Raw genomic sequence first — 16,819 nt, 5'->3', positions numbered from 1 at the left:
TCCCAAAAAAAAGCTCATTTTATCGAATATTGGGAAAATTACAAAAACCATGTTACCTTTTCTTCCATAGGATGGACTTTTTCATCCTTTGGTCATCTGTTTGGTACCCAGCCTAGTTCTTCGGAAATTTCATTTGCGGCTCTGATTGTGGTAGATATTAAACCGGCTAACTCATCTTTCGTAAAACGCGTTTCCGGCCCGGCAACACTTAAAGAGGCGATCACTTTATTTTCCCAAGAGAAAATAGGAGCTGCCACACTGGCGGTTCCTTCTGTTGTTTCCCCGAAAGAAATACAATATCCATGCTTTCGAATTAACATTAAATGTCGGTGAAGATGATCCACGTCTTTTATCCTTCCATTTTTTACAAGATCTTTAATCACTTGGCTTCTTGTTTTCTCTTCCAAGTATGCTAAAATCACTTTTTTCGAAGCACCTACGCATAAAGGAAGACGCATTCCAATCGGTTCGACAATTCTAAGCCAATGCGGCGAATCAACACAATCAATAAACACGCCTTCACATCCTTCCGGTACGGTCAAGTACACACTTTCCTTTGTTTTTTGGGCCAGCTTTTCCATAATTGGTACTGCAGCATTACGAACCGATAGATTGTCTCGTATGGAAAGACCTAATTGAAGCAATGTAAGGCCTAGACGGAATTTTCTCGTTTGTTTGTTTTTATACACAAATCCATACTCTTCTAAACAAGTCAGCAATCGGTGCACCGTTTGAACGGGAATACCGAGCTTTTTACTGATTTCCGTAGTACTCCACTCTTCTTTATTTTCGTTCGGCTGAATAGTTTGCAATAATAAAATCGTTTTCCGAATCACCTCTGACATCTAAACCCCTCCTATGTAAAAAAATTTACATAATGAGAATGGAATGTTTGCTTTTATATTAACGAAATAAAAAATGATACAACGTTGTTTTGTCAGATCGGCCAACATACTTTTTATATTTTTTCCCATATAATGAGATTTTTTACCGGAAGAGGTTGAGGGAGGAATTTAATAAACGAGCAAGTTGAGTTAATTTTTCTCTTCTCCATTTTCTGTGGTTCTCTAGAGGCGAACTGGGGATGTATATCGGATCATGTAACAATTTGCGAATTTATTATCCAAGCAATATACGACAAAATAATCCGTCATTTGGATGCACTTGTTGAAAAAGCGCAAATTGCAGCTGGTTGACCTTGTATCCTGAAGGTCTCATAAAATGGGGGTGTCTAATAAGTCGTTTTTACGGCTTATTGACGCCCCCTTTAATGTTTTAGAAACGTTGATATATCGATGTTTATGATTTTTGTTTTTAATGGGATTTGATTTTCTGGACAGCCCCATGTCTCTCTCGTGTCGTAATGAAAATACCAGCCAAAACGAATAGTACACCAGCCAGGATGCCCTTAATAGTTCTTCTTTAGTTGAATGGTTTTAGTGTACTCGATTACACTTTCGTGAAAAGTTCGTATTGACAACAAATTCCGCTTAGGATAAGGTCAATCCGTTTCGAAATTCACTTACATATTTAAATTGTCGGTTTTGTATAATATTGTCTTTCAGTTACAAAATGCCTAAATAAATCCAAACCTTCATTATAAAATAAATGCTTTGATAAAAATTGAAACGTTTATCCTTTCTTTGCTTTAAAAAAATCCCCTCCCATGTAGACGGTTAGGAGCATAAAATCATTACATTTAACTGTCTACCTGTTAGGGGAAAATACGAGACCTGCTCAATTTTTAAAAATGGTAACATACTTACCATTTTGGAATATAAAATTAAGCAAACTTATCATAACGTTTTTCAGATGCGGCAGCCCCTTCGGAAATCGATGTAGATGACATCCCCTTTTTTCGTTTGCCATACCTTTTAGTGATGTCTCTTTTCATTCTGGCAATAGTCATAATTTCAAATTTGTCGCCGTCATCCAATTGACGGAGGATTTCGATTAGTTCCTGCTCTTCTGGTGAAAGTTCGTTTTTGTCATTTTGTTGATCGATCATTTCGTTTTCACTAACTTTTATAGATGGATCGGCAAAAAGAGCAGCTGAAGCTTTAAATAGATTCATTAGTGCTTCAGGATCTAAGCTGACCGAACTGTTTTCGCCTATCAAACATTTTATGGTCAAATCCTGAAATCTTTTAAACAATGGAGATTTTTTAATTTTATCGTCTTCAACTGAAGCACGGTCAGTCATTTCTTGTAAACAAGAATCTGACGTAAATTTATCATTAGTTTCAGAAATCGGAACACTAGTCAAATAAGCCTCGCCGTATAGCAAGTAATCATTACTCACTCCTAAAACTCTGCTTATTAATGATAGATTCTCAGCAGAAACTGAAACTGCTCCTCTTTCAATTTTGCTTAGTGCGCTATTCGTAATACCAGTAGCTTTTGCCATTTCCTCAAGTGTCAAACCTTTTTCTTTACGAATTCGTCTTACCCGACTGCCCAATTCCTTTTTGAAATCGCTCATTTTCTGTCAACCTCTCTATAATCTTCCTAAAAGAAACATTTTTAGTCCTAAAGGAAAATTTTGTTGATTTTCGTCTTATAGGAATATATAATGTAATCAAAAGTGGTAACCGATTACCTTGTCAAACAAAAATAAAGTGTAAATAGATGTAAAAGTTCGACAATCTGCGTAAGTTTCCTAGTCCATTGGTCCAAAAGAACCGTCATAGGTCATTTCATGAAGGTTACCGATGGACTATATATCCGTTTGAATAATCAGCGCGCTCTATATTAATCATCACAACCGCTTTTGCAGCCTTGAAACTGAACTAGCAGTTGAATCATTGCAGCAACAATATCATGCAATCCAATGATTGGAATGAGCAAGCTGTTGTTCCGGTGCAGATGCTTTGGATGAAACAGGTACAGCGTGCTGACTGAAAAATGCAGCATATCAAATGTTCTTTATGCCCGGAAAGCCTTCTGATTATTGATCTTAACAATGAAAGAAATAGACGAGCTCAATCAAAGGCTGCTATACCCATTCGAAGTCATCAAGCAGAGTTTTGCTATCTAAAATAATTCTTTGAGTTGTTGTATAAATACATTCAAATTCATACATAAACTGTTGAATCATATGTCCTTTAAAAATTGCCAATTTGAGGTATCGAGAAAACAACTTGTTCCCAACTACATCAATCAGTTGAAGATATACAAATGGAAATGCTTCACTGTTTTTTAATACCATCTGCATTAAATTCTCCGAAATATAGATAGTCTCTAAATAGAGCTAGTACTGGCATGAATTGAGGAACTTGGTTCTTTTATTTGTCCACAGTTTGGTTTTACAACATGATGAGCAGGCTTAATCTCCTGAACAATCTGGTCGATATGAAGCTTTAAGGATGATAAAAGCTCCTGCTGCGTTTCTCCGTCCTCGTTATACATGAAAATCTTTCGGAGATAGCACCAGGACATAGTTAATCAGCAATAGATTTTTGAATCAACATCTCATAACGAATTCTGGTCCTCAAATATAGTTATGACTCCCTTTCATTCTACCAAAATTCGGCATAGGGAAACAGAATGATCATAGAAAGTCCTGCGGTAATATGTCAAGGTGAAAAATCATAGAAATTGGAAATTCCCTTGTCCGATGATCCGAAAAAAGGCAATACTGAAGAAACCCAGTATTGGCACATGTAATAAACTGGGTCTAAAGGTTGATATTGGTATACCAGATCGATCCTCTTATCGATCTTCCCCCTTTCTTGGCGTGTAGATTTGACCGTTGCGTAGCAGCGCATCGATCACACGCACGAGTTTTCTAGCGGTGAGGACGAGGGCTCGTTTATGTTGGTGTTTGGGCACTTCCTCATACTTCTTCCGGTAGTACGCACGAAACGTCGCATCATGCCGTTGCACCGAGTTGGCAGCCTCCACTAGGTAGTAACGGAGATAGCGATTGCCGGAACGAATGAGGGAGGTGTCCTCGGCTTGAAAACGGCCCGATTGGTGCTTGGACCATGTCAAGCCGGCATATTTTGCCAAGGCGGCCTGGTTGTGAAACCGCTCGATTTGCCCGATTTCGGCCAGGATGCCTGCGGTATAAACCGGTCCGATGCCTGGGATGGTTTGCAGTGTGTTCGGAATGCCTTCAAGATGGCGGGTAATGGCTTTATCGAGCTCTTTGAGCTGCGATTGCAGGCTGCGGATTGATTGAATCGACAGCCCTAACAGCAAGTCGATGGAATCCTCGACACACTTGGACAACCGATACGACGAACGGGCCGCCTTTTGAATCGACTTGGCGATGCATTCCGGATCGGCAAAGCGATTGCGCCCTTTTTGGCGCAGGAAGTCGGCCAACTGCTTGACATCCATTTGGCAGATGTCATCGAGGCTCCACGACTCAAGCAGCAGTTCGAGAATGGCATGTCCGAAGATCGAACTGTCCACCTCTTGGGTAAAGGAACTGCATTTGTAAAACAAGTGCTGGAGAAAATACTGTTTCTCACGGGTTAACTGGTGGACGAGATGATATCGCATGCGTGTCAGTCGCTGAAGCGCGAGAAACTGCTCCTTGAGGACAGCCGTCATCTTCAGACGGCCGAAGCGAAGCCGATCCGCAATGATCCAAGCATCGATGTCATCCGTTTTCTCCAAGTCGACATAGGCTTCTTTAAACTTGCGAATGAGCTTTGGATTGATCGTAAACACCTTGACGTTCCAAGCCTGCAAGGCCTCCTGCTGGTGGAAAAACATAGCTGGATGCCAACTGTAGACCGAGGTGGCTTCCATCCCGATCAGAATTTCGGTTGGCTTTCGCTTGTTAGCCCACAGGAGGATTTGATCCCGAAGGAAGGTGGCGCCCAGAAGATGATTATCCACTTTGAAGCGTGCGCACGTATTTCCTTCATGATCCATAATGCAGGTGGCTAAGTCGCGTGAGCTCACGTCGATCCCGACGTAGAGTTTCATGAGATCACCTCCTATTGTTGTAGGATCGAGGGGTAGGACTCTTCGGGATGCCCCCGGATCGCGCCTGTTGACCAGTCACCCTCGCATATGAGAACTCACGTTGGACCATGGGCTGCCCTGGAAGCTGCTCCTTCCAGCATGGGGAAAACCAACGGGAACAGCCTGCGGGTTAGACGTCCAAACAGGGGCCGAGGAGACAGACTTTACAAGTAGTCAAAGCTACAGGAGTGAGAAGAGTATCCCCGATGATCCTAAGACCATTATCCAGGAACATTGCGAAAAGTCCAACCCCGGTACGCTCAACCCTTTGTGGGAGGGGCGCGCCCCTCCCACAAAGGCAACCACCCAAGATATGCGATTGTCAAGGAGCGTATCGGACTGGAAATTCGATAAAAAAACTTTCTGAAACTTAGTATACGAGGAGTGATTTAAATGGCGGTTCGCAAACAACGCATCACTCCGTTAGGGTGGAAAATCAAGCGGCGCTTGGCAGAACTGGAAATGACCCATAAGGAGTTTTGCGAGCAGCATAAAATCCCGTTAAGCCGCCTTTCTGAAATTATTTCAGGAACACGTCAAAACCGAAAATATCGCGACAAAATTTTAAGAGAGTTGGAAATCGAAGAGGAGGGTCAACCCCATGCCGAACAAGTGCAGCATGTCGGTTGAAACTGAACAATATATAACAAATTAAGCAGAAAAAAAATTCATTTGGCACGATGGTTAAAATCGTGGAAACTGTTATTTCTGCTCTAGCCGCTCAATATCGTTTCACTGCCATCCGTACTCACAGCGTGAACAGGTGCATAAAGAAGCTAAATGATATTTAATTGCCTTATACAGCTAGTTAGATAATAGGGTTGGTTATCCAAAATCATCCCAACATTTTTGGAACGGATGATGTAAAATATTTTCAAAAATGTTATGTATTGTTGTATTTTCGGGATTTTTTCGTATTGGCACATGCTTACATGTTGTAACGGGGTGAAATATAGGTGATTTTCAAAAGAACAAAGCAAGAAAATTCGTATTTTAATTTTGATCACGGGAAAGGCAATATAAGTATCACGAAAGGCAGTGAAATTGAAAGGCAAATCTTAATGATCGACCTAACAGAAAAAGATTTACAGATTATTAATGCTATACAGCCATTCGTAATAGAAAAAATTGATTTAATTGCTGATAGATTTTATAAGAACTTGGAAAAAGAACCATCGCTTTTAAAAATTATTAATGATAACAGTTCGATAGAAAAATTAAAAAAGACGCTTAGACAACATATTGTTGAAATGTTTAACGGAAGAATAGATGCAGCTTTCACCGACAAAAGAATTAAAATTGCACATATGCATGTAAGGATAGGTCTTCAAACGAAATGGTATATGTGTGCATTTCAGGATCTATTTTTAGCACTTATGGATATTATCCAACAAAATATGATGAATAAGGAAGATTGCTTTCTTGCCATAAGAGCGGTCTCTAAAATTATAAACTTAGAACAACAATTGGTATTAGAGGCGTATGATACTGAATCAATAAGATTAAAGGAAGCAATTGCAATAGAGGAACAAAAAAGGTCAGTTCGTAAAAATGTTGCAAAAGCATCTCAAAATCTGGCTGCAATCTCGGAGCAGACAAATGCTTCTTTCCAGCAATTAATCGCGCAATCAAACGAAATCGTTTCCCTTGCAAAAAACGGAACTAGTCTATCTCTATCCGCACAAGAACGTGCCGAAAAAGGAAAAGAACATATGCATCAACAGACATTAAACATGTCGAACATTTATAGTGCCGTTGATAATATATCAAATGATGTCCATTTATTATTGGAAATATCAAATAAAATGCAAGAAATCGTCGGCATTGTTACTGGAATTGCTGACAAAACCAACTTATTATCGCTTAATGCTGCCATAGAAGCTGCAAGAGCAGGTGAATCTGGCCGCGGTTTTGCTGTTGTAGCTGAAGAAGTCCGTAAATTGGCCGAACAAACTAAGAATTCAGTTTCAAAAGTATCTTCTCTCATTCAAAATACCCAAAAACAAGTAGAGGATCTTACAAAGTCGCTTGAAAAAATAAAAACAGAAGTGAATAACGGCCATCAAAACATGCAAGAAACAGAGAAACACTTTGAGCAAATTTTGGACACAATGGCTAAAACAATGGATCAAAACAATAAAATCGAGACGGAATTGATATCGTTTGTAAATGTGGTAAATGAATTAGGAAAAGCGTTTGAAGAAGTGTCCCTCTCTGCAGATCAATTAACGATGATTACAAAAGAAATGAACTAATATTTCGAAGAGAGAGTTGGAAAATTGCCCAATCGACTACTTAAGAGATGCTGTAATTATACTGTGTCTCCCCCTTTGTAAAAGAGTTCTCACCTGTTGCATCGAAGCATGAGAAGCTGGGAAAAAACATGCATACTATACAAGAACCGGGAGATGTTCTGTTGGTACGTGTCTCGGTTCTTTTTTATTTGCAAAATAAGTCTGCTTATGCAGTTAATGAAGCGATTTAAAAGGTCGGAAGCATTCAACTATTCGGATGCGGTCATTCACACATTTTAACAGATGAAGTACTTTAAAGCGTGCGGATCAATCCATATCGAATCACCAATACGTTATGAAGGTGCGCTTCGTTCGCCAACGTTGGATTTAATAGTTGATGTGCGAATTTTTGTAGATCTGTTGCGAAAAACACAGTTTAAAAACTCTCAAACTCTTGATAAAAAGGTTTTAAGATTTTTTTCAATATTTCCATAAAAATATATAAAAATCAACGTTTAAATATGGAATTTTTTACACTAATTCCCTTATAATCAAAATGATAGCAGCTACTAAGCAATATGAAAGAATATTAGAGCAGCTCCAATTAGAACAAGCTGACAAATATACCATTTTATTTAATGGAGGATTTATGATGTATGGTCAATAAAAAGAAGCTTGCGTTTTTCTCCCTGTTATTTTTTATAGCCTTCACAATTATAGGGGACGCATATATTTATTATTTAGATGGAAAAGTATTTGAAAGTGATTTTAAGTATACAACAGATGTGAAAAGTGAGAAGTTAAATCGAGAGTACATACAAGATTTAGACCGACTGAGCAAAGAACTAAATTTAAAAATATATGTCGTATCATCAACCGTTAATTCTAGTAATTCTGCTACCTATACGATCTATTCTACAGAGGAACATAAAAATTATTTTAAAAAAAGAATATTAGTAAAGAATGATCATTCTATATTTAAATCGTTAATTAGCGGCAAGAGAGAAATTATATTTAAACCCTTTAGCGATATTACTGAGATAAAAAAAGAAGAATACTTTTATGTTTTTGGCACTAAAAAAAGCGTGGAAAAATTGCGTTCTGAAACAATTGATAAATACGGAATGAGCAAACCCGAAGAAAACCGCTATCAAAATGATGCAATATTTATGATTATTTCGGCTTGGACCTTTGTGTTTTTCATTATATTCTTATATACCATGTTTGAGGTTAATAGCCTAAAAAAGGAAGTTTTAATTAAATATTTTAATGGGTCTGATAAGAAAAGTATAATTGTTCCCTTGATGATTACAAATTCAGTAACTATTATTAGCAGTGCTTTTATTGGTATGTTACTAGCGATTTTTATAACTGAATCATCTAAGTTTCTATTAATATCAGTTCTCATGTTGTTTGTTATCGTACTTTCTACAAATATTCTCTATCTTATGCTTCGCAATTTGGATATTAAGAAAACATTTGTAAGAAGTTATTACACATTAGGATATAAAATATTAGCCTTTTTTATATTGTTTATCATAACTGTAACCTTAATCTTAACTTTAACCTTCAATCTGAAGACGATTTACGATGCTATATTAACGATTAACCAGAGGGATCATTGGGAAGAATATTATGATTACGATAATGTCCTCTTTTTATTAAAAAACTATACCGAAACTACGAACTTTGAAACAGAAAGAGAATATGCGGTTAAATTTTATAATAATTATCTCGATAAATACCGAATTCATTTATCATTTGATTTTTCAAACAATGGCGGTATTTCGTCAAGTATGGTGAATGTAAATGAGTCTATAGTGTATTTGAATAAATATGCGAAAAAGGAAATTAACGATTTAGGAATTGATTTAAATAAACTGAAAGAGGACAGATATTATCTCATTTCTAGATATACAGATGCGGAATTAAAAGAAAAAGGTATATTTGATCCATCAACACCTAATGAAATTACCAACTTGTTACAAAATGATGACGGGATTTTTGAAACAATAACTATTAAAAATCCTTACACATTATTAATACATGATATTAATATGGCAAATTTAGCTGATAATTATAAGAAAAATCCTATCATTATTTTTGATACCCATAGTAAATTACCTAGTAATGAAATGGGTTTCTATGTCTTTAATTCATTAGTTAAATCTAACAATGACAATGATTTTGAAGCTTTTATTAAAAAAATTGGCTATGAAGATGAAATTTTCTATAAAAATAACATAAAAGATTTATATTTAGAAAAACGTGCTGAAAAAATATTAGTTTTATTAATCAATATCATTTTAAGCATTATGTTGTTAATCTTATTTAATATTTCTTTATCTACCATTTTAAAAATGGATTTTAATTCTAGAGCCATTGAAATAGCACTTCATAAAGTATTCGGAAAAACTTTTTTTCAAAGGTATAAAGGTGTATTCAGATTGTTAATTGGTGCCTTCATTTTAGGTGTGGGAATTGCCTTAGCGGGAAAAATTATGTTCTATCATTTCTCTTTCCTTTATATTTTTTTCGCAAGTACAATTGTGCTGATAAATACTATTGTCATTCTTTCACTGTTTATAAATAAATTTGAACAGATAAGCATATCCCGCGTATTAAAAGGTGGTATATAAAATGCTGGAAATTAAAAATATAACGAAAAAATTCGGGGATCGTGTTCTATTCGAGGATTTCTCTTGTTCTATCAAGCAAGGTGAATTTGTCGTATTCAGCGGAAAGAGCGGCAGCGGAAAAACGACGCTTTTAAATATAATAGGAGGAATTGAAAAGGTAGATGCAGGGAAAGTATTTATCGACGGCTTAGATCTTTCGAAAAACGATGATATTCTTAAGGCATATAGAGAGAAGCTCGGATTTCTTTTTCAAAACTTTGCATTAGTAGAAAATAAGACTGTTGAAGAAAACATTCTGATGATCGACAAGAAATATAGAAACAATGCCACTGTCTCAGCAGTATTAGAAAAAGTTGGATTGAATGGTTACGAAAAAAGAAAAATATATACTTTGTCCGGTGGAGAACAGCAAAGAGTAGCCATTGCGCGTCTGTTTATGAAAAAATGCAGTATTATATTGGCAGATGAACCGACAGGAAGCTTGGATAAATATAACGCCAATCTAGTGATGGAACATGTAAAAGAACTTAATAGATTAGGAAAGACCATTATATTGGTTACACACGATGAGGAATTAAAAAAGATGGGAGATGTTATCATTGAATTATAAAAAAGTTTTTTTAAAAATAATGATTGGAATTGTTGGCATATTTGCTTTATATTTCGGCATTCACACTTATGCCAATGGCCAATTGGTGAAAACATATGCGAAAGGATTCGAACAAAACCCATTAGGTGATTATGCGAAAAACGAATCAGATATGGTTCTTACAGTATATGAAGCTCCCCTTTTCCAGACATATACCAATTTATCAGTGCTGGCTCGAGGAAGCGATCATTAACATGTATCAAAGTGGCATGAGTACGCGTGAAATTAGCAAGTTTATTGAACGAATTCTAGGAAATGCCTACTCCCCAACAACGATTAGTCATTCACGGATGTGGTAAAGGAAGACATTGTAAAATGGCATACACGTCCCCTACCCAAGCGATATTCGGTCTTATATTTGGATGGCTTGTACGTGAAACTTCGTCGCGATACCGTGGAGAAAGAGGTTATTTATGTGGTGTTAGGTGTAAACGAAGAAGGGTATCGTGAAATTCTCGATTTCTTCGTAGGTGGACAAGAAAGTGCCTACGGATGGCAAGAGATTCTTCAACAGCTCTACAAAAGAGGGGTACAAGAAGTGCTTCTGGGCGTATTCGATGGCCTTCCGGGCCTGGAGGAGGCCTTTAAAGCTGTTTATCCGAAAGCCGATGTACAGTGCTGTGTCGTTCACAAAGTCCGTAATACCTTAAATCGTGTTCGGAAAAAGATCAATTTGAAGTGGCAGAGGATCTCAAACTGATTTATCGCGCACCGAATAAGGAAATTGCGTTACAGATGTTTCAACAGTATTAAGAAATATGGAAAGAAAGCATTAATTAGTGCTTTCGGAAAATACGCATTGAGTAACGCAATTAAAAATGTTGCTAAATTAACAGTGAAGAGTAAACACTTAAAGAGTGATAAAAGAGGTTATCAAAAATTTAACACAGATAGCCAATCCACCGCTAGAGGATGGATTAAAGAAGCATTACAAAAAGCCAAAGTTTCTGATTTTAAAATAAATGATAGTGAAAAGTTATCATTTAGATTCGAAGTCAACTTAGGGAAAAAGATTGGAACTAAAGGTGAAACAAAAATAAGAATAGTGATAGGATATGATGGTAAGATATGGACAGCATTTCCAGTAAAATAACTTTTGAATACAATTTTGTAGTTGATAATGGAATTATTTCAAATAAAGATAAACGTGATGTTCCTACCATATTAGCGGTAGAAGCTACACTTACAATAAAAATCAATAATGAGTTATACTTTGAAACAGAACTTGCTATTTTAGAATTCTATAAAGCATTATACGAATGGAAAAACAGAGTCACAGATGAACATATTCCAGAATTCCATTATTATACGATTGAATATGACGATTATGAAGATGGTGCTATTCTGTCTTTAATTCCATTTTCAAATAAAGCAAGAGTGAAATCTATTTGGGCAGAGCAAGATTTGTACAATGTTTTTGATTTAGACTATATCGTAAGGGAATTTATTCAATTAGAGCAAAATCTAAAACGAGATATAGAAAATTACTTTGGAATCGAATTGAAAAAATTCATAAAACATATCCCTTTGATGAAAGGTCCTTATTCGGATGATTATTAGCAAATAAAAGAGAGACTTGAATTAAACAAGTCTCTCTTGCTCTTTTCAAGAAAATATTAATATTAATAATTAATGAATTTTTCGGTTTGGTTTTTTAACTTCATTTCTTTTGCTAATTAATCCTGTCCCGCAACAGAACCAGCAAGTTTCTAATTGAAATCCTAATATTCCTGTTCCATCACAAGCTTTACATCATTCTTTATTATCTTCTGTCATATGTTTTCCTCTCCTTCTACCGAAAAATGTTTCAATGCAAACCGTTTAATATACCGCCCGTCTTTTTCTTTGTAACCAAAGAAGTCATCCACTTCCCTCGCCCAAACTTTATCTGTTCCATAATTAGCTTCGGATTGGTAAATGACATGCGGTAAATCAGAGTCGATAAGCCAAACACCATTATGAAAATATAGCGGTATGTCCCTATCGTTTTCATAATAACGAGCTGTTCCTTTAGGTACTAAACAACTCTGGTCTTCAACTTCGTTTAAAGGTAAAGCAATGCATTTGAACTGATAATCGTTTCCTTTATAATGTGTGTAAATATCGTTTCGAATCATATGAAGTCTCCTTTCTATACTATCTCTTGTTCTATCAAGCAAGGTGAATTTGTCGTATTCAGCGGAAAGAGCGGCAGCGGAAAAACGACGCTTTTAAATATAATAGGAGGGATTGAAAAGGTAGATGCAGGGAAAGTATTTATCGACGGCTTAGATCTTTCGAAAAACGATGATATTCTTAAGGCATATAGAGAGAAGCTCGGATTTCTTTTTCAAAACTTTGCATTAGTAGAAAATAAGACTGTTGAAGAAAACATTCTGATGATCGACAAGAAATATAGAAACAATACCACTGTCTCAGCAGTATTAGAAAAAGTTGGATTGAATGGTTACGAAAAAAGAAAAATATATACTTTGTCCGGTGGAGAACAGCAAAAAGTAGCCATTGCGCGTCTGTTTATGAAAAAATGCAGTATTATATTGGCAGATGAACCGACAGGAAGCTTGGATAAATATAACGCCAATCTAGTGATGGAACATGTAAAAGAACTTAATAGATTAGGAAAGACCATTATATTGGTTACACATGATGAGGAATTAAAAAAGATGGGAGATGTTATCATTGAATTATAAAAAAGTTATTTTTAAAATAATGATTGGAATTGTTGGCATATTTGCTTTATATTTTGGCATCCACACTTATGCCAATGGCCAATTGGTGAAAACATATGCGAAAGGATTCGAACAAAACCCATTAGGTGATTATGCGAAAAACGAATCAGATATGGTTCTTACAGTATATGAAGCTCCCCTTTTCCAGACATATACCAATTTATCAGTAAGTAATAGCAAAGAAAAAGTGGATTTAATTGTTTGGGTTCCTCTTTATAGTAAGGAATTATCATATGGCCTTATTGTAAAAGATGATGAAAATATCGCAACTTATCAAATTGAAGTAAATGACCATCTCCAAACAGATGATGAAAAATATAAACATATACTTCAAAAAAAGCAAAATGCTATTAACGAAATAAAATCCGTGGTAGAAAAAGAATGGGGTTTAAACTTTTAAAATGAAAAAGAGAACAGCTCACAAAACATGAACTAGCATCTATTAAAAGTAATCCTTATGCGTTTTTGTTCAGAAAATAAGATCTGCTGGTGCAAACATTGGGGCAGTTTTTTAAAAAAGGTTTCTCTGACTTTTATTGATCTTTTGTGAGTTCTGCTCACGTTTGACCGAACCATGTCGTTTAAAACAGGCAGACAGCCTTTGTTCGTTGTCTGCCTTGATACATGCTTAATTTTCAGATAAGGATGCTGCTTCTGCTCTGACAAGCCCTTTTGAAATTTTTCCGGACGGAGTGGTCGGCAGTTCATCTTTAATCACTAAATATTCTGGAAACTTATACTTTGCAAATCCTTTTTCCTGCAAATATTCTTTAATTTCCTCCAGATCAATCGTTTCATTTTCTCGCAAAGAGACGAAAGCGCAGCCCCGTTCGCCTAGACGAGGATCCGGAACACTGACGATTGCCACTTGTTTGATTTTCGGATGCATTTGCAATGCTTCTTCAATTTCTGAAGCATGATATTTTAATCCGCCGCGGTTAATCGTATCTTTCGTCCGTCCGACGAAATGAAGGTATCCTTTTTCATCAAGCCAGCCTTGATCCCCTGTTAAAAAATAGCCGTCTTCCGTAAACGACTGGGCGGTTACTTGCGGATTTTTATAATATTCAATAAATAAGCTTTCTCCTTTAAAAGCGATTTCTCCTATTTCGCCCGTCGGAAGCGGTTTGTGCCGCTCATCTACAATGATGACTTCCCCGACCGGTGCCGCTCTGCCAACTGTTTCCCATGTTAATGAAGCTTCATCGCCCGGACGAGTAAAGGTTCCTGCACAAATTTCGCTCATGCCCCACTGAGCAGCTACATCGCAGTTTAATGTAGCCCTAAGATCTTGAACCATTTTCGCCGGTATTTTTGTTCCTCCAGTTAAAATAAGCCGAGGATTTAAACCGCTTACATTTTGCTGTTCGCACTGTCTTAATAAGTCAATTAAATGTGCGGGTGCAGCAGTAAAAAAAGATACTTGTTCTTTTTTCAATAAGTCGATAATTTCATTTGATTTATATTCTCGATAAAGTAAATGCTTCGCTCCATATCGAAGGCTAATGATAATCATCGGCAGTGAAAACATGTGGCATAATGGAGTTAAGCATAAAATGGTATCATTGTCCGTTATTTGATACTCCTTGCCATTTAGCAGATGGCACGGAACAAATGTCCGGAATGTATGAAGAACTCCTTTCGGATTGGACTCAGTACCTGATGTAAATAATATGATGCACGGATCATCAAAAGCCGGTAAGTTTTCATGTATGTCTTGATCAGAAACGGAATCAGGTTCTGAATCAAGCAAAGCTGTGATACTTATGCTGCGGTCATTCTTCTTTTCCCCTGCCACCAAAACATGCTGTAAATGAGGAAGCTGAGCCTTCAATTCATGAGCAAGTTGTTCATGATTGAATCCCTTCCAATTGTCAATTGTGACAAACGCTTTCGCTTCACAATGTGAAAGCATATATTGCAGCTCTTTTTTCCGGTAGTTTGGACTGAGCGGATTAAACACTAACCCAATTCTCGATGCAGCAAGATGTACGACAACAAACTCCCAGCAATTGGGCAGCTGTGCAGAGATGGCATCGCCTTTCTTCAAACCTAGCTGTATAAAATGCCTCGCCAATCTTAATGACAATTGATTCAAATTTTCAAAAGTATAGAAATTGTCCCCTTCTGCAAAAGCAACACGGTCTTTAAATTTTTTTGCCGATTCTTCAATCAATTCATGAATCAGCACATTTTCAGTCATCCGGTTTGCTGCCATTCAAATCCCTCCCATCAAAAGTAGACGGAAAACCGCCTTCTTACATAAATGGCGGTTTTCCAATTGAGTTTGTCAAAAACAACCTTTGCCTTCAGCTTAAAATTAAGACAAAAGGATGTTTTTGACATGTTCAGGAACAGGCACTGCTTTTGGCCGATCTTCTGCGACAGATGTCCATGCTCTCACTTCATGGCCTTCTGCTACAACTTGATCCCCTTTTTTAAACGTATGCTTGATTTTGAAAACTTTGTTGTTAACTTCTACTACTTCAGAATGGACAGCTACCTCATCATCATAAAGAAGAGGTGATTTAAACTGGCAAAATGCTTCCAAAAGCGGTGTAATGATCTTTTCATCCGATTGCAGCTTCGCCACAGGAAAGCCTGCGGAGCGCAACAATTCATGCGAGGCTTGATCCATCCACCGGTAAAAATTCGGGTAAAACACGATGCCAGCAGCGTCTGTATCTCCCCACACTACTCTAAACGTATAAATATTTTTCATGTTTCCACCTTCTAATTCTCATCTGCAAATTTCACGTTTACGGAAAATTCCCCCACACTTCCAACTTGAATGCGGACGACATCTCCATCACGGATCGGTCCGACACCTTCAGGAGTTCCGGTTGCGATAATATCCCCAGGGTTTAATGTCGAATAAGTCGAGGCGACTTCCAAACATTTGTAGCAATCATAAATTAAATGCTTCGTGCTTCCGTCCTGGCGCAATTCTTCATTGACCCAGAGCTTCAATGAAAGATCATTTGGATTTTCAATCTCATCAGCCGTCACGATCCATGGACCGATCGGTGTGAATGTATCAAATGATTTTCTCCATGTTCTCTCTTCATTTCCCCGGATGGAAATGTCCAATAAGGCGAAATAGCCGAAAATATAATCTTTTGCATCTTCATATTTAACATTTTTCGCTTTTTTGCCGATGACATATCCGAGTTCTGCTTCATGATCTGTTCTTCTGTCTTTAAATGGAAGCAAAATCGGATCGGACGGACCTGAAACAGATGACGGAGCTTTTAAGAACAGCGCAAGTTCTTCAATCGTTCTCGGAGCGTTGTTAAATTGTTTGTTCATCTCCTCTTGGTGTTTTTTATAGTTAACAGGAGCAGCCCATATTTTGCTTGGTGAAGGGACAGGCGCTCTAAAAACTACTTCTTCAAGATCGTACTGTTTTCCTTCTTGAGCTGCCTTTTCCAGTGTATCTTTTAATGAATCAAAATTTTCCATCAGCCTTACTAATGATTCATGCGGCTTTGTTTGATCCCAGTCAGCGGTAGTTGTTACATCTGAAACTTTTTGGCCTGCTACGATTCCTAATCGATTATCATTAAAAATGGCAATTTTCATAGGCAC

17 protein-coding genes and 1 pseudogene are annotated in these 16,819 nt (G+C 37.0%); 10 read left to right on the top strand and 8 right to left on the bottom strand.

Annotated features, from left to right (window positions below):
• Positions 1–92: 92 nt before the first annotated feature.
• The 4 genes from RI196_RS06330 to RI196_RS06315 all read right to left on the bottom strand — a co-directional run bounded on the left by RI196_RS06330 (position 93) and on the right by RI196_RS06315 (position 4,941).
• The gene (locus tag RI196_RS06330; RefSeq protein ID WP_063389445.1) at positions 93–845 is read right to left on the bottom strand and encodes an IclR family transcriptional regulator; all 753 of its coding nucleotides are present in this window, start codon (positions 843–845) and stop codon (positions 93–95) included.
• 938 nt (positions 846–1,783) lie between these two features.
• On the bottom strand, positions 1,784–2,482 hold the full coding sequence (locus RI196_RS06325) for a helix-turn-helix domain-containing protein (protein WP_311067105.1): 699 nt from the start codon (positions 2,480–2,482) through the stop codon (positions 1,784–1,786).
• Positions 2,483–2,751: 269 nt separating this feature from the next.
• Positions 2,752–2,913, bottom strand: a complete 162-nt coding sequence (locus tag RI196_RS06320; protein WP_161939838.1) for a hypothetical protein — start codon at positions 2,911–2,913, stop codon at positions 2,752–2,754.
• Positions 2,914–3,711: 798 nt separating this feature from the next.
• A complete protein-coding gene (locus RI196_RS06315) occupies positions 3,712–4,941 on the bottom strand; it encodes an IS110 family RNA-guided transposase (protein ID WP_027725928.1) in 1,230 nt (409 codons plus the stop codon).
• Between the two features lie 432 nt (positions 4,942–5,373).
• Here RI196_RS06315 and RI196_RS06310 point away from each other — a divergent pair, with 432 nt between their 5' ends.
• From RI196_RS06310 to RI196_RS06275, 8 genes and pseudogenes are all read left to right on the top strand, one after another.
• On the top strand, positions 5,374–5,610 hold the full coding sequence (locus tag RI196_RS06310) for a hypothetical protein (RefSeq protein WP_063389449.1): 237 nt from the start codon (positions 5,374–5,376) through the stop codon (positions 5,608–5,610).
• A gap of 326 nt (positions 5,611–5,936) precedes the next feature.
• On the top strand, positions 5,937–7,235 hold the full coding sequence (locus RI196_RS06305; RefSeq protein WP_117017586.1) for a globin-coupled sensor protein: 1,299 nt from the start codon (positions 5,937–5,939) through the stop codon (positions 7,233–7,235).
• Between the two features lie 635 nt (positions 7,236–7,870).
• Positions 7,871–9,853 carry a bacteriocin-associated integral membrane family protein gene (locus tag RI196_RS06300; RefSeq protein WP_311067104.1) on the top strand — a complete coding sequence of 661 codons (1,983 nt, stop codon included), beginning with the start codon at positions 7,871–7,873 and terminating at the stop codon, positions 9,851–9,853.
• A gap of 1 nt (position 9,854) precedes the next feature.
• A complete protein-coding gene (locus RI196_RS06295) occupies positions 9,855–10,463 on the top strand; it encodes an ABC transporter ATP-binding protein (protein ID WP_311067103.1) in 609 nt (202 codons plus the stop codon).
• The gene (locus tag RI196_RS06290) at positions 10,453–10,695 is read left to right on the top strand and encodes a hypothetical protein (RefSeq protein WP_311067102.1); all 243 of its coding nucleotides are present in this window, start codon (positions 10,453–10,455) and stop codon (positions 10,693–10,695) included. Before RI196_RS06295 ends, RI196_RS06290 begins: the two co-directional genes overlap by 11 nt.
• Positions 10,673–11,252: pseudogene (locus RI196_RS06285) on the top strand (IS256 family transposase); the annotation flags it as partial. The gene RI196_RS06290 and the pseudogene RI196_RS06285, both read left to right, overlap by 23 nt.
• A gap of 49 nt (positions 11,253–11,301) precedes the next feature.
• The gene (locus RI196_RS06280) at positions 11,302–11,595 is read left to right on the top strand and encodes a hypothetical protein (RefSeq protein ID WP_311067101.1); all 294 of its coding nucleotides are present in this window, start codon (positions 11,302–11,304) and stop codon (positions 11,593–11,595) included.
• Positions 11,571–12,062, top strand: coding sequence for a DUF7878 domain-containing protein (locus RI196_RS06275; protein ID WP_066246766.1), 492 nt, complete (start codon positions 11,571–11,573; stop codon positions 12,060–12,062). The genes RI196_RS06280 and RI196_RS06275 overlap by 25 nt, the downstream gene beginning before the upstream one ends.
• Before the next feature lie 212 nt (positions 12,063–12,274).
• Here RI196_RS06275 and RI196_RS06270 read toward each other — a convergent pair whose 3' ends face one another.
• The gene (locus RI196_RS06270; RefSeq protein WP_311067100.1) at positions 12,275–12,619 is read right to left on the bottom strand and encodes a DUF1653 domain-containing protein; all 345 of its coding nucleotides are present in this window, start codon (positions 12,617–12,619) and stop codon (positions 12,275–12,277) included.
• On the opposite strand from RI196_RS06270, the gene RI196_RS06265 reads away from it, so the two are divergent.
• Together RI196_RS06265 and RI196_RS06260 are read left to right on the top strand one after the other, a co-directional pair.
• Positions 12,620–13,192, top strand: coding sequence for an ABC transporter ATP-binding protein (locus RI196_RS06265; RefSeq protein ID WP_311067099.1), 573 nt, complete (start codon positions 12,620–12,622; stop codon positions 13,190–13,192).
• A complete protein-coding gene (locus RI196_RS06260) occupies positions 13,182–13,631 on the top strand; it encodes a hypothetical protein (protein WP_311067098.1) in 450 nt (149 codons plus the stop codon). Before RI196_RS06265 ends, RI196_RS06260 begins: the two co-directional genes overlap by 11 nt.
• Before the next feature lie 228 nt (positions 13,632–13,859).
• On the opposite strand, the gene RI196_RS06255 is transcribed toward RI196_RS06260, so the two are convergent.
• The 3 genes from RI196_RS06255 to RI196_RS06245 form a co-directional block, all read right to left on the bottom strand.
• Complete coding sequence (locus RI196_RS06255) at positions 13,860–15,449, bottom strand: class I adenylate-forming enzyme family protein (protein WP_311067097.1); 1,590 nt, start codon at positions 15,447–15,449, stop codon at positions 13,860–13,862.
• A gap of 102 nt (positions 15,450–15,551) precedes the next feature.
• On the bottom strand, positions 15,552–15,953 hold the full coding sequence (locus tag RI196_RS06250; RefSeq protein ID WP_063386378.1) for an acyl-CoA thioesterase: 402 nt from the start codon (positions 15,951–15,953) through the stop codon (positions 15,552–15,554).
• An 11-nt stretch (positions 15,954–15,964) separates the two neighbouring features.
• Complete coding sequence (locus RI196_RS06245) at positions 15,965–16,813, bottom strand: fumarylacetoacetate hydrolase family protein (protein ID WP_063386379.1); 849 nt, start codon at positions 16,811–16,813, stop codon at positions 15,965–15,967.
• Positions 16,814–16,819 lie beyond the last annotated feature (6 nt).

The organism is Aeribacillus composti (genome assembly GCF_031760945.1).
Taxonomy (GTDB): domain Bacteria; phylum Bacillota; class Bacilli; order Bacillales; family Aeribacillaceae; genus Aeribacillus; species Aeribacillus composti.
Note: the sequence above shows the minus strand (reverse complement) of the source record. Positions and strands in the feature narration are given on the sequence as shown.